Origin of the sequence: Enterococcus sp. DIV0800 (assembly GCF_050559735.1) — a bacterium.
GTDB lineage: Bacteria > Bacillota > Bacilli > Lactobacillales > Enterococcaceae > Enterococcus_A > Enterococcus_A devriesei.
The window spans coordinates 648,640-666,316 of record NZ_CP187899.1 but is presented as its reverse complement, the minus strand read 5'-3'; the positions used below and the strand labels follow the sequence as shown (position 1 = coordinate 666,316).

21 protein-coding genes are annotated in these 17,677 nt (G+C 41.2%); 2 read left to right on the top strand and 19 right to left on the bottom strand.

The features are described 5' to 3' along the window. Window positions 1-42: 42 nt before the first annotated feature. The 6 genes from IGI54_RS15160 to IGI54_RS15135 form a co-directional block, all read right to left on the bottom strand. A complete protein-coding gene (locus IGI54_RS15160; protein WP_430621716.1) occupies window positions 43-366 on the bottom strand; it encodes a PTS lactose/cellobiose transporter subunit IIA in 324 nt (107 codons plus the stop codon). A gap of 19 nt (window positions 367-385) precedes the next feature. After that, a complete protein-coding gene (gene celB / locus IGI54_RS15155) occupies window positions 386-1,741 on the bottom strand; it encodes a PTS cellobiose transporter subunit IIC (RefSeq protein ID WP_071862041.1) in 1,356 nt (451 codons plus the stop codon). A 26-nt stretch (window positions 1,742-1,767) separates the two neighbouring features. Further along, window positions 1,768-2,097 (bottom strand): PTS sugar transporter subunit IIB, encoded by a 330-nt coding sequence (locus IGI54_RS15150; RefSeq protein WP_071862042.1) that lies wholly within the window; start codon window positions 2,095-2,097, stop codon window positions 1,768-1,770. Window positions 2,098-2,131: 34 nt separating this feature from the next. Continuing rightward, window positions 2,132-3,085 carry a N(4)-(beta-N-acetylglucosaminyl)-L-asparaginase gene (locus tag IGI54_RS15145; RefSeq protein WP_430621715.1) on the bottom strand — a complete coding sequence of 318 codons (954 nt, stop codon included), beginning with the start codon at window positions 3,083-3,085 and terminating at the stop codon, window positions 2,132-2,134. A gap of 178 nt (window positions 3,086-3,263) precedes the next feature. Then, window positions 3,264-4,568, bottom strand: coding sequence for a Sapep family Mn(2+)-dependent dipeptidase (locus IGI54_RS15140; RefSeq protein ID WP_430621714.1), 1,305 nt, complete (start codon window positions 4,566-4,568; stop codon window positions 3,264-3,266). 11 nt (window positions 4,569-4,579) lie between these two features. Next, window positions 4,580-5,311, bottom strand: a complete 732-nt coding sequence (locus IGI54_RS15135; RefSeq protein WP_071862045.1) for a GntR family transcriptional regulator, LSA1692 subfamily — start codon at window positions 5,309-5,311, stop codon at window positions 4,580-4,582. Between the two features lie 234 nt (window positions 5,312-5,545). Here IGI54_RS15135 and IGI54_RS15130 point away from each other — a divergent pair, with 234 nt between their 5' ends. After that, entirely contained in the window at window positions 5,546-6,289 is a 744-nt protein-coding gene (locus IGI54_RS15130; RefSeq protein ID WP_430621713.1) for an epoxyqueuosine reductase QueH, read from the top strand. A 31-nt stretch (window positions 6,290-6,320) separates the two neighbouring features. Here IGI54_RS15130 and IGI54_RS15125 read toward each other — a convergent pair whose 3' ends face one another. The 6 genes from IGI54_RS15125 to IGI54_RS15100 all read right to left on the bottom strand — a co-directional run bounded on the left by IGI54_RS15125 (window position 6,321) and on the right by IGI54_RS15100 (window position 9,775). Further along, window positions 6,321-7,115 (bottom strand): Cof-type HAD-IIB family hydrolase, encoded by a 795-nt coding sequence (locus IGI54_RS15125; RefSeq protein WP_430621712.1) that lies wholly within the window; start codon window positions 7,113-7,115, stop codon window positions 6,321-6,323. 38 nt (window positions 7,116-7,153) lie between these two features. Further along, complete coding sequence (locus IGI54_RS15120; protein WP_430621711.1) at window positions 7,154-8,062, bottom strand: AraC family transcriptional regulator; 909 nt, start codon at window positions 8,060-8,062, stop codon at window positions 7,154-7,156. Between the two features lie 87 nt (window positions 8,063-8,149). Beyond that, window positions 8,150-8,527, bottom strand: coding sequence for a hypothetical protein (locus tag IGI54_RS15115; RefSeq protein WP_430621710.1), 378 nt, complete (start codon window positions 8,525-8,527; stop codon window positions 8,150-8,152). 133 nt (window positions 8,528-8,660) lie between these two features. Beyond that, entirely contained in the window at window positions 8,661-9,260 is a 600-nt protein-coding gene (locus IGI54_RS15110; RefSeq protein ID WP_216430367.1) for a short chain dehydrogenase, read from the bottom strand. A gap of 72 nt (window positions 9,261-9,332) precedes the next feature. Then, window positions 9,333-9,521, bottom strand: a complete 189-nt coding sequence (locus IGI54_RS15105) for a CsbD family protein (protein ID WP_071862051.1) — start codon at window positions 9,519-9,521, stop codon at window positions 9,333-9,335. An 86-nt stretch (window positions 9,522-9,607) separates the two neighbouring features. Further along, entirely contained in the window at window positions 9,608-9,775 is a 168-nt protein-coding gene (locus IGI54_RS15100; RefSeq protein WP_379947104.1) for a hypothetical protein, read from the bottom strand. Between the two features lie 73 nt (window positions 9,776-9,848). Here IGI54_RS15100 and IGI54_RS15095 point away from each other — a divergent pair, with 73 nt between their 5' ends. After that, window positions 9,849-10,028, top strand: coding sequence for a hypothetical protein (locus IGI54_RS15095; protein WP_430621709.1), 180 nt, complete (start codon window positions 9,849-9,851; stop codon window positions 10,026-10,028). Window positions 10,029-10,058: 30 nt separating this feature from the next. On the opposite strand, the gene IGI54_RS15090 is transcribed toward IGI54_RS15095, so the two are convergent. The 7 genes from IGI54_RS15090 to IGI54_RS15060 form a co-directional block, all read right to left on the bottom strand. Further along, on the bottom strand, window positions 10,059-11,243 hold the full coding sequence (locus IGI54_RS15090) for a MalY/PatB family protein (protein WP_430621708.1): 1,185 nt from the start codon (window positions 11,241-11,243) through the stop codon (window positions 10,059-10,061). Then, entirely contained in the window at window positions 11,230-12,276 is a 1,047-nt protein-coding gene (locus tag IGI54_RS15085; RefSeq protein WP_430621707.1) for a M42 family metallopeptidase, read from the bottom strand. The genes IGI54_RS15090 and IGI54_RS15085 overlap by 14 nt, the downstream gene beginning before the upstream one ends. Further along, window positions 12,260-13,342, bottom strand: a complete 1,083-nt coding sequence (locus IGI54_RS15080) for an aminopeptidase P family protein (protein ID WP_430621706.1) — start codon at window positions 13,340-13,342, stop codon at window positions 12,260-12,262. Before IGI54_RS15080 ends, IGI54_RS15085 begins: the two co-directional genes overlap by 17 nt. 74 nt (window positions 13,343-13,416) lie before the next feature. Further along, complete coding sequence (locus tag IGI54_RS15075; RefSeq protein ID WP_311901368.1) at window positions 13,417-14,766, bottom strand: PTS sugar transporter subunit IIC; 1,350 nt, start codon at window positions 14,764-14,766, stop codon at window positions 13,417-13,419. Between the two features lie 15 nt (window positions 14,767-14,781). Beyond that, window positions 14,782-15,120: a PTS sugar transporter subunit IIB gene (locus IGI54_RS15070; protein ID WP_311901369.1), complete on the bottom strand. Its 339-nt coding sequence runs from the start codon at window positions 15,118-15,120 to the stop codon at window positions 14,782-14,784. A gap of 28 nt (window positions 15,121-15,148) precedes the next feature. Continuing rightward, on the bottom strand, window positions 15,149-15,475 hold the full coding sequence (locus IGI54_RS15065; RefSeq protein WP_430621705.1) for a PTS lactose/cellobiose transporter subunit IIA: 327 nt from the start codon (window positions 15,473-15,475) through the stop codon (window positions 15,149-15,151). 4 nt (window positions 15,476-15,479) lie between these two features. Next, a complete protein-coding gene (locus tag IGI54_RS15060) occupies window positions 15,480-17,405 on the bottom strand; it encodes a BglG family transcription antiterminator (RefSeq protein WP_430621704.1) in 1,926 nt (641 codons plus the stop codon). Window positions 17,406-17,677: the final 272 nt, after the last annotated feature.

The window sequence follows — 17,677 nt, the reverse complement described above, 5'->3', positions numbered from 1 at the left end:
AAAAAACAGGTAAGGGGAAATCCTTACCTGTTTTTTAAATCATTATTTTTCTAACGCGGTCAAACGTTTATACATCTCAATTAACTCTTGCGTCAAACCTAAGTAAGAAATGGCGTTCATTAAATGATCTTGACTATGGACCATCAATAACGTGACTTCTGCATTATTTCCACTAGCCTCCGCTGTAAGCAGACTAGTCTGAGTATTATGAGCCTCAACTAATGCTTCGTTTGCGGCCTTCATCCGCTCCTCCGCTTCATCAAAATTATTCTCTTTAGCTGCTGCTAAGGCTGCCACTGCTTCACCTTTTGCATTTCCAGCATTCATAATCAAGCCCATTACTACTTGTAATTGTTCGTCGTTCATTTTTTGGTTCCTCTCGTTCTTAGATTTCATCGAAGTTGAAGCTGTCAAAGTCGATTTCTTCCGTCTCCAATGCTTCCATTTCCTTTTCTTCACGAATATACTGATCGTCTAACACTTTAATAAACGGATAGTACACAGCCATTCCTAAGACAATCAATAAGGCTTGTAAAACCGATGCCTGCCAGCCGCTGACTAAGAAGCCGGAGATGATCGGTGGCGTCGTCCATGGCAATTGAATTCCATTTGTATAATTGACGATTCCCCAATCCATCGCAAAGTAAGAAATAATGATATTGATAGTAGGAACTAGCGCGAAAGGAATTAAAAGGATTGGATTCAATACGATCGGCAATCCAAAAATAATCGGTTCATTGATCCCAAAAATACTTGGAACTAATGACAGCTGGGACAATTTTTTCACCCGTTGACTCTTACAGAAGATCACCATCACTAGGATTAATGACAAGGTTGAACCACCACCGCCAAAAGTCGCGAACATATCTTGGAATTGTCCAGTGATGATATTCGGGATTTCATGCCCGTCTTTGAAGGCTTGCATATTTTCCACTGATAATGCCCGTAAAACTGGATTGAAGACCGCACCTACAACACTGCTTCCGTTGATCCCGAAGAACCAGAAGAAATGCAAGAACAAGTAGGCGATGATCATGGCACCTAACGTATTACCTAAGCTTAATAATGGCGTTTGTAAGAATTTGAAGATGACATCTTGCAAGTTCCCCATTGATGTTAAGGAAACCAGCCAGTTAAGAACAAACATGATAGTGATAACTACAAAACTTGGAATCAAAGCTTCAAAAGATTTTACTACGGTCGGCGGCACACCTTCTGGCATTTTAATCGTCCAACCGCGACGAATCACTGCTGCGAAAATACGTGTTGAGACTAACGCGATAATCATTCCTAAGAACAAACCGCTTGAACCCATCCATTTTAACGGTAGGCTAGTTACTTCATACACTTGTGTACTATTTTCTGGTGTAAATAGGGTCGTGTATGGGGTTAAAATAAAGAAAGAAACAAGTGCTAAGGCAGCTGATTGGATCGCATCGATTTCTAATTGGCGTCCCAAGCTGTAGGCGATCCCTAAGACCGCTAAGATTGTCATAACATCAAAACTTGCGGAAGCCGGAACTGACATTAAAGATTCCCAGTTTTTTCCTAAGATTGGAGAAATCATTTCATTCCAATTAGGTATCGGGAAATTCGCCAGCAGTAAGAAGAAGGAACCCACGATCAATAAGGGCGTAGAAATCAAAAAGCCATCTCGAATAGCAATCAAATATTTATTCTCGCCAATGACTTTCGCTAAAGGAGTCAGAATTTTTTCCAACCAGTTTAAAAACTTTTGCATCTTTTTTTCCTCCAATCGTTCATGAACTATTTTTTATTTTGTTTGATTAATTTTAAAACTTCTTTCATCGCTTTTTCGCCGTCCATCATTCCGTAGATCTCTGGTGCGATCACAGCCACTGGAATTCCTTGCGGTGCGAAGCGCTCCTTTGTTTTTTCCAATAAAAATTTCACTTGTGGTCCTAAAAGGATAGCCACCGGCTTTTCCTTCTCTACCACTTCCTGCGAACGGGCTACTGGAAACGCAGTAATTTGTAGCGGCATATTATGTTTATCCACGACTTCCATCATTTTATTGACCATAATACTGGTTGACATCCCTGCATCGCAGAATAGATAAATTTGTTTTTTGTTCATCGTTTTCACGCTCCTATTTTTTTTTTTACTCTTTTTATTCTATTGGTGCTTTGATCCGTTTTTCATATGCTGCTAACCACTCTTGCGTGATTGGTTGAATCTCGGTCGTATGGTTAGCGCCCATGTTTGCGATAAAGATCTGTGCTTCTGCTTGATCGTTGCCGACGCTGAAGGTGAATTCAACATTCGTGGCCACGCCCCATTCGCCTTGAGTATTCATAGCAATCAACGAGAAGGCCCCAGCTTTCCCGTAGCGGTCGGTCAGTTTATCGTGGAATTCGTAGACCGCTTTATCACAAGCGGCTTGTGGTGTGAAGCCTTCACCCATCAAGCGAACGATCTCATAAGATAAACAGCCTTTCATCAAATCTTCCCCAAGACCGGTCGCTGCGGCACCGCCGATCTCGCTATCGACATAAAAACCTGAACCAGATAATGGTGAGTCCCCTACACGGCCAGGTTTTTTCATAAACAACCCAGAGCTGGAAGTTCCAGCAGTCATGGTACCTGTTTGATCCAACGTGATAGCTCCGACTGTATCGTGGCCATCGTAAGGATTCAAATTGTTCTCATGAATTTCCTTCAAACGTTTTTCCCAAATCTTATGTGCTCGCTCTGTTAACATGCTTTTGCGTTCAAAGCCTTCCAACATCGAATATTTCGTCGCACCTTCGCCTACGCGGAAGCTGTTGAACTTATCTTTACTGAGCTTACGCGCAACGGAGATTGGATTTTTGACATCCGTGATACCTGCGACTGCGCCAATCTCGAACGTATCGCCATGCATAAAGGCAGCATCCATCTCAAGAATCCCTTCAGCATTTGGCAAACCGCCAAAGCCTACGGATTTATAATATGGATAATCCTCCACTGTTTTGATCAATGTTTCTACTGCATCGCCGGCTGATTGCTGCTTTTCTAATAATCGCAGTGCTTCGATCACGCCGTCGTGCGCCATACGCCATGTGGCAATTGCTCCCCACGCCATTGCTTTACCCCTCTCGTTACCGTTTACATTTCTAAAATCTGTCACCATTATAAATAGTATATACTGTTTTGTATATACTATATGGGAAATTTTTTTATTTTTTTTAAGCGTTTTCTAAAGGAACGCGATTTTGGTCAAATAAAAAAGACCTAGCAAACACTGCTAAGTCTTACATTTGTTATCTTTCAGTTAACGCCAAGATTCCCCGCATGTAGATTTCCATATTCAATAATAAATCTTTTTCATCCATGTATTCATCTTGGTTGTGGGCGATGCCCTTTTGCCCAGGAAAAGATGGACCAAAAGCAACGATGTTAGGTACAAAGCGCGCGTAGGTAGCCCCGGTCGTGGTGACGGGTGTACCGTCTAAGCCAGTCGTATCTTCGTAGACCTTCGATAGTAACTGAACATTCTCATTCTCTTTAGGAAAATGATTGCTCTTGATCCGTCGCACGATGTTTAACTCACTTTCAGCTGGCAAATGTTTTTTTAAAGCTTCCGTTACTTCCTCCTCGGTATAAGAAACGGGATAACGAATTGCCAGTGACAATGCTAGCTGATTGTTTTTTTTACGAAGTTCGTAAGGCGTGACCTGCAATTTTCCACTGTCCGCGTCAGAAAAATCGATGCCTAATCCCTCACCAGTATGTTTTTCAGCTAAGCTGGTAACCAGCCACGCAAAATACTCCTTCAGCTTTCCGCTGACTAATTTTTCTTTGGTGATTTTTTCTGCTAACAAGGTAATCGCATTTTTTCCCAGCTCTGGCGCATTGGAAGGTGCGCGTTTTCCTGTGACCTGCAGTTTTTCCCCCTTGATCGTAACCGCTAGCTCGTCAGGCACATGATCACGGGCTTGATCACCGATGAACTCACCTAACATTTCCAGCTCAGTGGCCGCAAAGGAAGTCAAAATCTCATAATTGACGATGCCTCGTTCTCCATAGACGACCGGGTATTTACAGTCTGGTGTAAAACCGAAAATCGGCGGCTTTTCTTCACTTAAATACAGCGGGATATCTGAACTGCCGCTTTCTTCATCGGTGCCGAATACAATCCGAATCGTTTTCTTTAACGGAATATCTAGGTCTTTCAATAGTTTCAAGCCAAATAAACAAGCCATGATCGGTCCTTTATTGTCTAATACGCCACGACCATAAAAACGCTCCGCCTGTTTGCTTAATTGAAACGGAGGGAATGACCAGCCCTCGCCAGCCGGCACGACATCTAAATGACCGACGACCCCGATGTACTCTTCAGCTTCTCCCCACTGCGCAAAACCCACCGCATCATTGACGATCTCTGTCTTGAAGCCATAGCTCTCCGCCAATCCCATCACAACCTCTAGAGCTTCTTTCGGTCCTTCGCCAAAAGGGGCGTGTTCAGCCGGTGTCCCCTTGACACTTGGGACGCGCATTACTTGATCAAGATCGTGATAAAATTGCTCCTTGTTTTCTGCGATAACTTGTTTAAAATCAATTGCCATGAAAAAGCCTCCTAGTGACCGTAGCGGGTCAGTGTTGTTTTAAAAACATAACGATCGGAACGATAATACGAAATATCATAAAAAATCGGCGTTGCGTCTAAGGCATAGGTCACTGAATATACTTGTAGCAAAGGGTCTCCCATCGGCACGTCTAATAATTTTGACAACTCCGGTTTGACTAAAATCGCCTCGACCTCTTGATGAGAATAGGCAATCTCTGTTTTTTGTTCCAGTAGCTTAAAGAGTGAGCCGTTGAAATCTTCTTTTGTCAAACCTTCAACATATTCTTCAGCGAGGTAAATTTTTTCCACTGTCATCGGTTCCTCATCAAGAATCCGGCGGCGGACTAATTCATAAATCGGCTGATCTTCTTCCAATTGTAAAGCGCTTAAAATTGCTTCCGCCGGTTCCGCAACTTTTTCAAAGGAAATAACTTCCGTTCGACTCGTTTTTCCATAAGCCTTGGCAGCTTCGGTAAAGCCTTGCAGACCCGAGCGGCCGCTTTGAATCTTTGGTTGAGTCATGACATAGCTGCCTTTGCCGCGGCGTTTGACGATAATATTTTTACTGATTAAATCGTCGATGGCTTTGCGGATCGTCAGCCGGCTGCAGCCAAATTCTTTGGCTAAATCGTATTCTGACGGCAATTTTTGTGAGCTGACATAGACTCCGTCATGAATCCGCTGTTCGATCTCGGCAGAAACCTGATCAAATTTTGCCTTGGTCGTTTTTTTTTCTTCCATGGGATCTCCTTTTTTAATTTTCGATTGATAACTGAATCATTTCTTCAACATCTTTATTCTAACATATTTACGTTAGGTATATACCTTATAGTATATACTATAAGCATGATTTTAAGAATTTCAATCATTCTCAGATTTTTTTTACTGACAAAACAGACAGATCTAATGAGAAACAAATCCTTCCAAACCTTTCTTTCTATCCCCATTTCGCTTATAATACCTTCAGGTGATTTTATGAATACAATAGATGCAACGGTAATCGTTGACAAAATGAGCAATCAAAAAATAAATTATGATCGCGTGCTGCACAAAATGATTCAGGCGTGGGAAAAAGACGCAGTCCGGCCCCGTATCCTGATCCATTCTTGCTGTGCGCCCTGCAGTACCTATACATTAGAATTTTTGACCCAGCACGCGGATGTCACGATCTTTTTCTCTAATTCCAATATCCATCCAGAAAGTGAATACCAACGACGCGTACTCGTCCAAGAAAAATTTATCAACGATTTTAACGCCGCAACCGGCAATCACGTGGATTTAATCGTTGATGATTACAAACCCAACGAATTCATCCAATTGATGCAGTCGCAAAACTTGACGGAAGAACCGGAAGGCGGCAAACGCTGTACGGCTTGCTTCAATATGCGGTTGGATTTAGCTGCAAAGGAAGCTGTAGAACGCGGCTATGATTACTTTGGCAGTGCCTTGACGATCTCGCCGAAAAAAAATAGCCAATTAATCAATCAAATCGGCATGGATATCCAAAAAATCTACAACACAAACTACCTACCAAGCGATTTCAAGAAAAATTCTGGTTATCAGCGTTCGATTGAAATGTGCAAAGAATACGATGTCTATCGCCAATGCTACTGCGGTTGTGTGTTTGCCGCTAAACAACAGGGCTGTGACTTAAAAACAATTAATAAAGAAGCCAAAGCATTTGTGAAAGAACACCAAAAAACGGAGACAGCAAAATAAGCTGTCTCCGTTTTTCTATTAATCAAACTAGCTAACCCAATAGTTCCTCTAGCACCTGCAGCACCCCCGATTCATCATGGGAAGGGGCACGGTGCTTCGCCGTGGCCAATACCTCTGGACTACATTCTTTCATAGCATAGCTATTTTCCGTCAGCGCCAGCATTTCCAAATCATTATTGGCATCGCCAAAGGAAGCCAACTGATTGGACTCAAGCCCCCATTCATCTAACAAGCGTTTGATTGCGCGCCCTTTCGTCACTCCGGGAATAATAATGTCGATACTGCCGTGTCCGCTAGTAACCGCCGTGATCTCACCGGCAAAAGCGTCGTTTAAATGCTCAGCGATCTCATACGTCTTTGCCACTTCGACATCTAGCGCGAATTTCACGATTGGGTCATTCGGCAATTCATCAAAGCTTTCTAGTTCTTCCAACTCATAGCTATAAATACGAGCGAATTTTTTAAAAATCTCGCTGGCGCTCGTCAGCATATAGGAGGACTTGATACCGCATGCCACAAACTCCAGATCATGATCGCCTTCAATTAAGAAAGTCGTAATTTTTTCGGCTAATTCCTTTGAAAAATGCTGTTCCTGCTGCAAGCCTTGGTCGTCAAAGACTAGCGCGCCATTTTCCGAGACATAGGTGATATCAGGATAGCCCTTAAAAAAAGAACGTAATTGATAATACTGGTTCCCGCTAGCGACAATGAAACGCACGCCTTGTTCCTGCATTTTAGCGAAAACTTTGTCGAAACGGGGACGATCATAATCATTTTGACGGTTTAAAAACGTGCCATCCATATCTACCGCGACTGCCTTAATCATTTGTTTCCTCCTTGTTCCTAGTTAGGAATTTTATTCACTTACTCATTCTCAAATCTCTTTTGTTGGGTCCGAAATTGTTTAGGTGTTTGATTGTAGCGTTCTTTAAAGAGCTTGCCAAAATAGCTAGGGCTTTGGAAGCCGCAATCTAAGGCGATCCGATCCACCGTCTGTTGGGTGTTCAGCATCATGGCCACCGCCAGTGACATACGGTAATCGTTGATATATTCCATTGGCTTTTTTTGCGTAAAACGGGCAAAAATGCGAAAACATTCAGAGCGGCTGATGCCAGTCGCTTCGCACAACCGCTGGATCGTCAAACGATTCATATAATTTTTTTGAATGTATACCATGATCGCCTTAATCTCTTCTTCATACTTGATTGCCCGCTTAGTCAAGGTTTGATCTTGTTCCAGTAAATAATGGAACAATTGATCCCAAATCAGACTCAATTGGGCGACGATTCGTAGTTCATAGCCGATTTTTTCACGCTCCTCTTTTGCTAAAGCCAACAGCAGCGGACGCAATTTTTCTGTGATCGTCGTATCTTTCACTAGCTTGGTCCCTAAAAATCCCGTATCGCTTAAACTTTGAAAATACTTCTGCTGCACAGCACCTGCCACGCCGCCGGTTAATAAATCCGCTGAGAAAACCATTGTCAGCATGCGGGCTTCAGGATTTTTTTCACTTAGGACAGCACCATGAAGCGTGTTGGAATAAACCACCATGCAATCCCCCGCCGTCAAGGCAAAGCGCTGGTCGTTCAAGCGATAGTCGATTTCTCCTTCTAGCATGACATTCAGCTCGATGGTCTCATGCCAATGATAATTCAAGCTTTGCCCCACCTTGTCATTAAAATCGTCGTAGCAGAATTCAAAGGGAAAGGAGCTATCGGAAAAGGCCATCAGTTCTTTTAAATTGGTATCTAACGCTAATTGTTTCGCAAACATTTTTATTCCTTTTCGAAACTATTTTAATAGTATTTAACGAAAGTATAGCGTATTCATTCAAAAAATGAAACTATTTTTATATTTTATTTATGGAATTACAAATTGTTCGACCTGATAACAGTCCAGGATCACCAATAATTGATAGATCCTCTGCAATTTTGGCAGCACCACAAATAAACGCGAAAGAATCTCCTTCCATTCCGCTTCCGTAAAATAATCATAGAAATAATAGCAGTAGCGCTTCATTGCCTCTGTCGCGCCATTTAGATAAAGTCTCCGAATCAATTCGTCACACGGTTTTGAGACTTCTTCCTTTCCTAATACTTGGCGGATCTGCAACACCCGCACCAGCTTGATGACATTGTCTTGATCGCCGCTGAGTGCGTAATAAGCGGTGATCCTCTTTTCCAACGTTTTTGGTTTTAAACGAAATATTTGTCGCGGAGTAAATGGCTGTTGCAGCATTTTTTTCGCCTCCTTGTAAAAAAATTAAAAAATTTACTTCTATTACTATTAACGAAAGTTTTTCATCGAATGCGTACTTTTTTCGAAAAAAAATTCACTTTTGCAGCTTAACTGCAAAAGTGAAAAAAATTTTTTAATAGATTTGATATTCTTGACCGGTTTGCTTGCCTTCAACACTTTTAACGTAAGCTGTCGCCACTCGCTCAACAGGAACCGGTGTAAAGCCTCTGAAACTCTCTTTATATTGTTCAAAGGATTCCACTAAGACATTCGGACTGACGCAATTAATCCGAATCCCATGTGTAAAATCAATCGCGGCTGATTTAACAAAAGCTGCTACACCACCATTAGCCAGCGCCGCTGATGCTCCGCCGGGAATTGGATCATCCTTCATCACGCCAGTAGTCAAAGTGATGCTGCCATGATTACGCAAATACTTTTGTCCGATCAGCGCCAGATTGATCTGTCCCAATAATTTACTCTGGACCGCTACTAAATTATCTTCTGGTGTCATGTCCTCAACTAATTTAAATGTCGCAGCACCGGAAGCATTAACGATCGCATCCACATGCCCCACTTTTTTAAAAAGACTTTCAATACTTTCTGTCGCAGTTAGATCCACTTGTACATCGCCGCTAGTTCTGCCTGCCGTAATGACTTCATGGGCGTTGCTTAATTTACTGACCACCGCTTGACCAATCGTTCCTGTCCCACCTACAACTAAAATTCTCACACACATTCGCTCCTCTATAACCATTTTATTCTATTATAAAACAAAAAAGACCCGCCGAAGCAGGTCTTTTGATTAATCTTTTTTGTTTTCGTCAGCTTTTTTGTTGATTTTACCAGCAACGTCATCTGCGGTTTCTTTCGCTTTGTCTTTTGCCTTGCCAAAACCTTGTTGAATCTTGCCTTTTAATTCAGTCGTTTCATCATCTGTGACTTTGCCTTTTGCTTCGTTCACTTTACCTTTTAGTTCATCGTTGTTTGTCATAATAAACCCTCCTGTTTGATAAAATAATCGAAAATTGTTCCTGTATTTAGTTTACCATTGGGCAAAAAGGATGGCTAAGAATCTGCTTACAATTTTAACCGCTCCTCGGCTTGTTGGATTTCCTGCCTCAATGTCTCGATCCGCGCTTCTTTTAAATCACTAGCAAAGGTCAAGTTTTCCAACCGTTCCAGCTCACATTTAGCCGCAGCCAGCTCCATTTTTATTACCAATAGAACGCTTTCATTAATTTCCATTGTATTTTCCCTCCCAAGCATCACACACCATCTGTCGTTACTTCTATGCTACACTGCCTGTGAGGTGAAGTAAATGCGAAACACATGGCTGCAAGAACAATTAGCTACGATAAGTGATGAGAAGAACCAATTTGTTATCGCAGAAGCGATCAAGTACATCGAGCAATTAGAAGACGACAACGAAAGTTTGCAAGTCGCACTAGAAGGCAATATTTGGAGTCCAAAAAAATGGAACGAAAAAGCAGAGAAGTAGGCCGCGAAACGCTGGCTGCTTCTCTGTTTCTTATTTTTCGTCCAAATAGCTAATTGCCCGCATCAAACGATTGGCCCCATCAACTATTTTCTCTCTCGGCGCACCAAGATTGAAACGTAAATAGTCCTTCCCTTCTGGGCCATAAGTCTCCCCTTTCATGATCGCAACTTTTTCTTGTTTGACTAAAACAGTCTGCAAATCATCCATTGAAAAAGGCAGTTCTTTGATATCGATCCAGCCAAGATAGGTCGCTTCAGGAATCTCAAAGTGAATTCGCGGATCTTCAGCGAGGATTTTCTTTAGCTCCAATAAATTCTCATCTATCGTTTGATTTAGCTCCTCTACCCATTTTTTTTGGTTGTTATAGCAATCCATTGTGGCTAATAAAGCTGGATAAGGAATAGAGGATAGTCCGTCACGTCCTTTTAAAACACGCAAAAATTTCTCCCGCAACGCTACTTCTGGAAATAATGCATAAGAACCACCTAGCCCGGGTGAATTAAACGTTTTCGATGCCGATGACAGCAAAACAACCGGCACGTCAATTTGATCGATAAATGTTAAGATCGGCAAATGCTTCTTTCCTGGTCGTCGGACATCCATATGAATCTCATCACTAATAATCGCGACTTGATACTGATTGCATAATTGAATCAGACTTGTCAGCTCTTCTTCACTAAACACTCTGCCTGTCGGATTATGGGGATTACACAGTAAAAAAATAGCGGGCCTTTCTGTCGCAAATACTTTTTCCAGTGCTGCGAAATCAATCGAAAAGCGTTCCTCATGATTGATTAGTGAAAATGCGATCAATTCTCGTTGATTCTCACTGATGCAATTGAAAAATGCGTCATAACAAGGAGTAAAGGTCATGATTTTTTCTCCAGCCTGACTCAATAATTGCATGCAAACCGACAGACTATAAATCACGCTAGGCGAATAAACAACCCATTCCGCTTCAAGTCCACAAGTAAATTCCTGCTGAAACCAACGCTGAATACTTTTTTTATAATCTAAATGATTCCAGCGGGTGTAGCCGAAAAATCCTCGCTTAACCGACTCAGCCAACACGTTGATCGTTCCCTCAGGAATCATAAAATCAGTATCTGAAATCGAAAACGGCAAGAGCTCTTTTTCACCGAAACGATCTTGGACATAATCCCATTGGGTCGAATAAGTTCCATAGCGAGAACGCGTTTTTCTAAAATTGCTCAAGAGTGATCCCTCCTTCATCTAATGAACGAATAACCACGGATAAAAGAGCGATGGTTGCTTCGACATCCGAAATCTCAACAATCGAATTCCAAGAATGGCAGTAACGGACAGGAATACAAAAAACGAGTGTTGGTTTGCCTGCAAATAATTGGACTGATCCAGCATCTGTCCCACCGCCCCCAAGCAGATCATACTGCCAAGGGATATGATTTTTTTCAGCTATTTCTTTACAGTAGTCTAATAATTTGATGTTTCCTAGAGCGGTTTTATCTGCTAGTACTAGACCAGGACCCTTTCCTTGGATACGATTGGGCACGTCTGCCGCTTTTGGTGTATCCTTTCCGTTAGCAACATCGATCACAATATTGATATCCGCTTCGACTCGAGCAGCGGCAACTTTTGACCCTCGAGTTCCTGCTTCTTCTTGCACTGTACCAACACCAATGACTTCGATCGAATTCGTTGCGATGTGATTTTTTATTTGCGCCATTACCGTACAGGCTACGCGATCATCCAAAGCTTTACCGATGATTTTTTGTTGATTGAAGCTTTTCTTAGCTTGCGTATTAGGCAAAATCATATCGCCAATTTGTAATCCCATAGTTTCTAATTCCGCTTTTGAGTGGGCTCCAAAGTCAATATACATCTCACTTAGCGGAACCACTTCGTTCATTTTATGGTTTGCTTTCGGCAAAGTACCTACGATCCCTTCTAACACAGTGCCGTTTTTACGACAAGTTGCTCTGACTTGTTGACCCAAAATCACATGCCCCCACCAGCCACCGATTGGATAAAAGTAGACAAAACCCTCATCGGTGATCCGATGGACAAAAAAGCCCACCTCATCCATGTGAGCATACAAGGCAATTTTGGGCTTTTTCGTTTGCAGCTCACCAAAATAAAGATTACCGAAAGCATCTTTCGTTACTGGACCCGAAATCTCCTCTTTTAATGCCGCTTGAACCTGTCCTTCTTGTCCCGGCAGTGCGTCTAAATTAGCTAATCTTATCAATAAATCATCTGTCGCAGTCAATCGTCATCCACTCCTTATTAAACTTAGTCAAAATTTCCCCTTGCCCCGTCTGATTGACCAAAATATCGTCTTCAATTCGAATACCAAAACCGGTCTCAGGCAAATAAACACCTGGTTCAATGGTAAAGGTCATTTGTTTTTCGATCCGCAACGCTTCTTTTGGGGCTAACGAAGGATATTCATGACAGGAAAGTCCGATTCCATGTCCCAAATTATGACTAAAATACTGAGCTAAACTAACAGTTTCTAACGATTCTCGCGCGACACGATCGATAGTGGCTAACGTTTTGCCCAATGCAACGGCTTGGATCGCTTGTTTTTGAGCCGCTAAAACCATTTGATACGCTTCTTCTATTTTTTTTGACACTTCACCAAAGGCAAAAGTCCGGGTTATATCTGAATAATAGCCTTGGTATATCGCTCCAAAATCGATCATGATCAATTCATTGGCTTGGATTTTTTTCTGACTGGCGTGCGCATGAGGCAAAGCCGTCCGCGTACCAGAGGCGACAATCGTTTCAAAAGCCGGACCTTCACTGCCAAGTTGCTTGCTTCGATAATCGATTTCATTCGCTAGTTCCAACTCTGTCATCCCACTACGAATCATTGGCAGAATCATTTCTAGTGTTAGATCTGCAATTTTTGCAGCCTTTTTGATTGCCGCGATCTCTTCGGCTGACTTGGTCATTCGCAAGATTTCCACTAGATTAGTTGTTGCAATGAGTTTTCCTTGCGTTTCTCCCATTAACTCTTGAAGCCCCATAAATGTTTGATAAGAGATCGTTGCAGCCTCGAAACCCAACGCTAAACCGGAAACAAATGGTCGAATTACTTCTAATAAACTGCTCGTTATCGGAACCTCATGGATTTCTACATTGCTCGTTTGCTGTTGTGCTTGCTGGGTATAACGACCATCAACAAATAATCGCAACTTATTTTCAGTCACTAATAGCAATCCATTCGATCCGGTGAATCCACACAAATAGCGGCGATTGATTTTATCTGTCACCAAAAACCCAGCTAATCTTTCTTCAGCTAGCCGTTGACGCAATTGTTCTATTTTCATCTGCTCAACTCCTATAAATTCATTGTTCTTATTCGATTAAAGAAAAAAGGACAGTCGCAACTGTCCTTTTTTGGCTAGAAATCAATATCGGTTAAATATTGTTCGTCGTCATCAGAAATGACAGAATGCTCTTTTTCCGCTTCTTTCAATGCTTCTCGTTCTAACTCTTGCTTTTCCAAAACCTTGAAGAATGGTAGATACAAACCAAATGATAAAGCGACCTGTACTATTTGAATCACGATTGCTCGCCAGTCAAAGCCGGTCAAGAAGCCTTCCATAAAGACTGGAACATAAGGCGGATCAAAAATCGGAAAGTTCAATAAACCAAGCTTCATACAGATCATTGGTAGCATACCAACAAACGCCCCACCGAAAATGAATGGGATCATCAGAACAGGGTTCAAAATAATAGGCACCCCGAAGAGTACTGGTTCATTGATCCCGAACAAGGAAGGCAGCAAAGCCACTGCGCCAACTTTTTTATAACGTAAAGATTTGCTGATTAGCATCGCTAAAACTAGACCGATGGTCACTCCTGAGCCAGAGAAATTGGCAAAAGCAGACAAGGTTCCGTTCGTAATTACATGAGTCAATGGTTTTCCTGCTTCATGAGCAGCGATATTTTCAGATAAGTATTGCACAGCGATGGGTGAAAGGATCGGTGACAATACTGCAGAGTGAATCCCAAAGAACCAGAAAACTAAGCGTAAAACTAAAACAAAGTAGATAATCCATAACGAATCAAGACTGCCGATTGCCGGTGCCAAAACATTCATGATTACTTGCGGCAGTAATACGCCACCAGATAGACTATCGGTTACCGCTCGGATCACGATGAACAAAACGCCAATCGTTGCTGTTGGTGTGATCAGCTCGAAAGAACTAGAAACGAAATCCGGTACCCCTTCAGGCATCTTGATCACTAATTTGTGTTTAGTGAAGAACTGATAAATTTTTACCGAGATAATTGCTACAAAAATAGCGGTGAATAACCCTTTTGAATCCAAATAGGCAGCGATAATATTACCATCTTTATCGACATCCATCGCCACGATCAAGAATGCAATGGCTGACAGCATCATGGACCCAACCGTATAAAGCTTATAATGCTCACTTAAGAAATAAGAAATTGCCAGTACTGCATATAAGCCAACTAAACCTAGCGAAACTTTAGAAATAATGCCAAAAATATAGCCATAGTTCTCAAACCAATTTGCGACCGCTTGCGTTTTGATGAATTCTGGAATCGATGGGAAGATCGCCGCGATCGATCCTAGCAAAAGCACCGGCGTCATAACAACCATCCCTTTTTTAATCGCTGTCAAGTAGGGATTGCTGTCAACTTTGTTAGCAATTGGAACCAATGTTTTCCGAATGAATGCTTCAACTTTCTCAAAGCCACTCTGTTTCTTTGGATTTTCCATTTTTTTCTCTCCTAACTATTTCATTTTTAACGCTTGATTTTTGCGATAGGCAACTAACGCTTGCTTCATGACAGTAGCACCATCCATCGATCCATAAATATCTGAAGTCAACAACACGGTTGGTTTATCGATTTTATCTGCTTCACCTTTGATAAAGTCATATTTATGGCTTAATTGCGGACCAACTAGAATCACATCGTAGTCATTGATATAGCGGTCCAATTTGTCTACTCCGATTGCTTCCATTGGATAATCCGTTTCTTCAAGACTGTTAGATTCTTTCACAACTTTCTTCATTGACTCCATCATCATCGTTGTTGAGAAGCCACCTGCACAAACTAGTAACGTTTTCATAATTAAATCCCCCTATATTCTTTTTATCTTAATGCAAAGCTTTCGCTTCACTTTGTTCCTTTAACATACCGATCATTTCTTCAATCAAATCTCTCGCCAAGAGGCTAGTCATTAAATGATCCTGTGCATGGACCATCAACAAGCTTGTCTCAGTCTTCTCGCCATTTATTTCGCTGGTAATCAATTTGGTCTGCACATCGTGAGCATCGATGCTTTTTTCTTTAGCTTCCTGCATTTTGGCATCCGCTTCAATAAAATCCCCCTTACGAGCAAGTCTTAACGCCTCGAAAGCCGACCCTCGTGAATCTCCTGCCGCTGAAATTATTTTAAAAATATCCATTTCTTGATTGTTCATTGTTTTATCCTTCTTTCATTAAACGTTTCAGATAGTTCTTAAACTCTTGAAAATTCGTAATTTTCATCAACTGATTATCCAAAGCTGGATCATCCATCATTTTGATCATTAAGCGACTGATTTCTTTGTGAAGATTAAGATGGTCCTTTTTGATATTGATCAAAAAAATGATTTTTACGGGTTTATTTGCATAATCCAATGGTTTTTTTAGTACGACTACATCAATCACTTCTTTAATAGCAACCTGCTCCATCGGATGGGGACCTGCCACACCTTTTTGATAGATCGTATCCATCAGTCTTTCTCTGGTTAGGACACTTTCTGTAAAACCTGTTTTACTCCATGCTTTCTTTTCTAAGTATGCGCATTCATTTTCCAAAATTTTTAAGTAATCGCTTGGCTCCTCGATCACTCGAAACCATTGTGGATCAAACAAGTTAAGAATGAATTGATTCAGATCATGAATTTGATTTTGCGATTCTCGCAATAAGTGCAGGTCTTTTTCAATCTTAGTGATCTCTGCCTGGCTTAGAATCGTTTTAGTAAAAATGACTGGCATATCAAACTGTTCCTGTTGAAGAGGCACCGTTGAGATAACTAAGTCAAAACTTGAATCAATCTGATCTATTTCATTTAAAGCAAAAGTAGCAACTTCCGCATTACTAAAAAGTCGATCTAGATTGACTTTCAACAAATAGGCCGCTCCTCCACCTGTCGAGCAAATTACCGCAATCCTTTGGTAGTCCTTGATTATTTGATTGGATTGCTTTTCTAAACTAGCTGCAAAATAAATAGCGACGTAGCCAATCTCATCCTTGCTGATTTCAGTCTCCAAATCTTTATTCAATTCATTGACAAAAACCATCGCTACATTAAACACATTGGCGTATTGGGTGTAGATGTCGTCTATGATTGGATTTTCTAGTTGATGACCAGTATAAAGTCGTTGCAATAATGGCGCTACGTGCATTAGTAAGGCATTGGAAAGCTCCTCGTCATGCTGAAAACGTGTATGATAGCGATAATCTACCAGCTCTAGCGCTTTTTGAATGGCCTCCTGCAATTGCTGATTGCTCGCCTGATTATTCAAAACCGAAAACTTTCCTCGTAGCTGCTCTTCTAAGTAATTTTTTTCTGCCAAAGAAAAGCTTACTCGATAGGTCGCTTCTAAATAGCTGACTAATTCTTCTGTGAAAAGGTCATAATCATCACTAGAAAACGCCCCAGCCACTTCTTCGCTATTTAAAGTATTGTTCTGCAAGATCCGAAAACTCAGCAATCGAATGTGTTGAACAATGTTCTCAAATACGATGTCACTGATTTTTAATTGGTGCTTTAAAAGCCGCTCCTTCAAAAAATGGCGTAATGCAGTTTCGTCAAAAACAAAATCAAATTCTTTGTATTTCTCTGTCACTACCGGTGTATGGATCGTATTGCGAATCAAATATAAAATCGCTTGCCGTTTCTTACTTTCCGTTCCGACAATCTTTAATCCATAATGCGCTTTACTGTATAACAACAGCTCATATCTTTCACAAAAAACTTCCACCTGCTTGATATCTGTTTTAATAGTAGAAAGACTGACTTCCAGCCATTCAGCAAGTTGCTGCATCGTGAGATAGTCTTCATGAAATAATAAGAGCAGCTCGATATTTTTGATTCTCTCTTGCGGATTTGAATGATCCACTTGATCCTGGCGTGTGATCTGTGTCAAATAGGAATGAAACAACTGCCGATCACTAATTTTTAATTGATAACCTTCTGAGCGAACGCGCTGAATTGTGAAACCTTCCTGATTGCCGATTTCTTTCAACCATTTGATATCATTTACTAAGGTCCGTTCAGATATTCGAAACTCCGCGGCGACAGTCTGTGGTGCGACCGCTCGCTTCTTCGCGTATAAGTATTCAACGATTTTCTCTTGTCGCATAACTACCTCCCGCTCACAAGTAAACTATACAATGTAAGCCCTTTACTTAAAATGGCAACTTTTTCCTATAAAAAATGCAAAAAAAAGCAGATACTCGCCAACTGTAGAAATTATCTCGTTGAGAACATCAATCTAATCCTTATTGTATAAAAAAGCCTAGTTCAAATAAATACTTTTTTGCTTCTTCCTCCCTCCCCTTAAATTTATGCTATGCTTATCTTATAAATAATCAAATCAGTTAATTTTTTTATTAAAAAATAAAAACTGTTTCA

Coding starts and splice junctions, on each gene's coding strand:
- IGI54_RS15160 (WP_430621716.1), bottom strand. CDS start 366: ATGAACGACGAACAATTACAAGTAGTAATGGGCTTGATTATGAATGCT.
- IGI54_RS15065 (WP_430621705.1), bottom strand. CDS start 15,475: ATGAACAATCAAGAAATGGATATTTTTAAAATAATTTCAGCGGCAGGA.
- IGI54_RS15095 (WP_430621709.1), top strand. CDS start 9,849: ATGCGAAACACATGGCTGCAAGAACAATTAGCTACGATAAGTGATGAG.
- IGI54_RS15070 (WP_311901369.1), bottom strand. CDS start 15,120: ATGAAAACGTTACTAGTTTGTGCAGGTGGCTTCTCAACAACGATGATG.
- IGI54_RS15060 (WP_430621704.1), bottom strand. CDS start 17,405: ATGCGACAAGAGAAAATCGTTGAATACTTATACGCGAAGAAGCGAGCG.
- celB (WP_071862041.1), bottom strand. CDS start 1,741: ATGCAAAAGTTTTTAAACTGGTTGGAAAAAATTCTGACTCCTTTAGCG.
- IGI54_RS15105 (WP_071862051.1), bottom strand. CDS start 9,521: ATGACAAACAACGATGAACTAAAAGGTAAAGTGAACGAAGCAAAAGGC.
- IGI54_RS15120 (WP_430621711.1), bottom strand. CDS start 8,062: ATGTTTGCGAAACAATTAGCGTTAGATACCAATTTAAAAGAACTGATG.
- IGI54_RS15130 (WP_430621713.1), top strand. CDS start 5,546: ATGAATACAATAGATGCAACGGTAATCGTTGACAAAATGAGCAATCAA.
- IGI54_RS15150 (WP_071862042.1), bottom strand. CDS start 2,097: ATGAACAAAAAACAAATTTATCTATTCTGCGATGCAGGGATGTCAACC.
- IGI54_RS15115 (WP_430621710.1), bottom strand. CDS start 8,527: ATGCTGCAACAGCCATTTACTCCGCGACAAATATTTCGTTTAAAACCA.
- IGI54_RS15075 (WP_311901368.1), bottom strand. CDS start 14,766: ATGGAAAATCCAAAGAAACAGAGTGGCTTTGAGAAAGTTGAAGCATTC.
- IGI54_RS15135 (WP_071862045.1), bottom strand. CDS start 5,311: ATGGAAGAAAAAAAAACGACCAAGGCAAAATTTGATCAGGTTTCTGCC.
- IGI54_RS15125 (WP_430621712.1), bottom strand. CDS start 7,115: ATGATTAAGGCAGTCGCGGTAGATATGGATGGCACGTTTTTAAACCGT.
- IGI54_RS15140 (WP_430621714.1), bottom strand. CDS start 4,568: ATGGCAATTGATTTTAAACAAGTTATCGCAGAAAACAAGGAGCAATTT.
- IGI54_RS15145 (WP_430621715.1), bottom strand. CDS start 3,085: ATGGCGTGGGGAGCAATTGCCACATGGCGTATGGCGCACGACGGCGTG.
- IGI54_RS15100 (WP_379947104.1), bottom strand. CDS start 9,775: ATGGAAATTAATGAAAGCGTTCTATTGGTAATAAAAATGGAGCTGGCT.
- IGI54_RS15080 (WP_430621706.1), bottom strand. CDS start 13,342: ATGAAAATAGAACAATTGCGTCAACGGCTAGCTGAAGAAAGATTAGCT.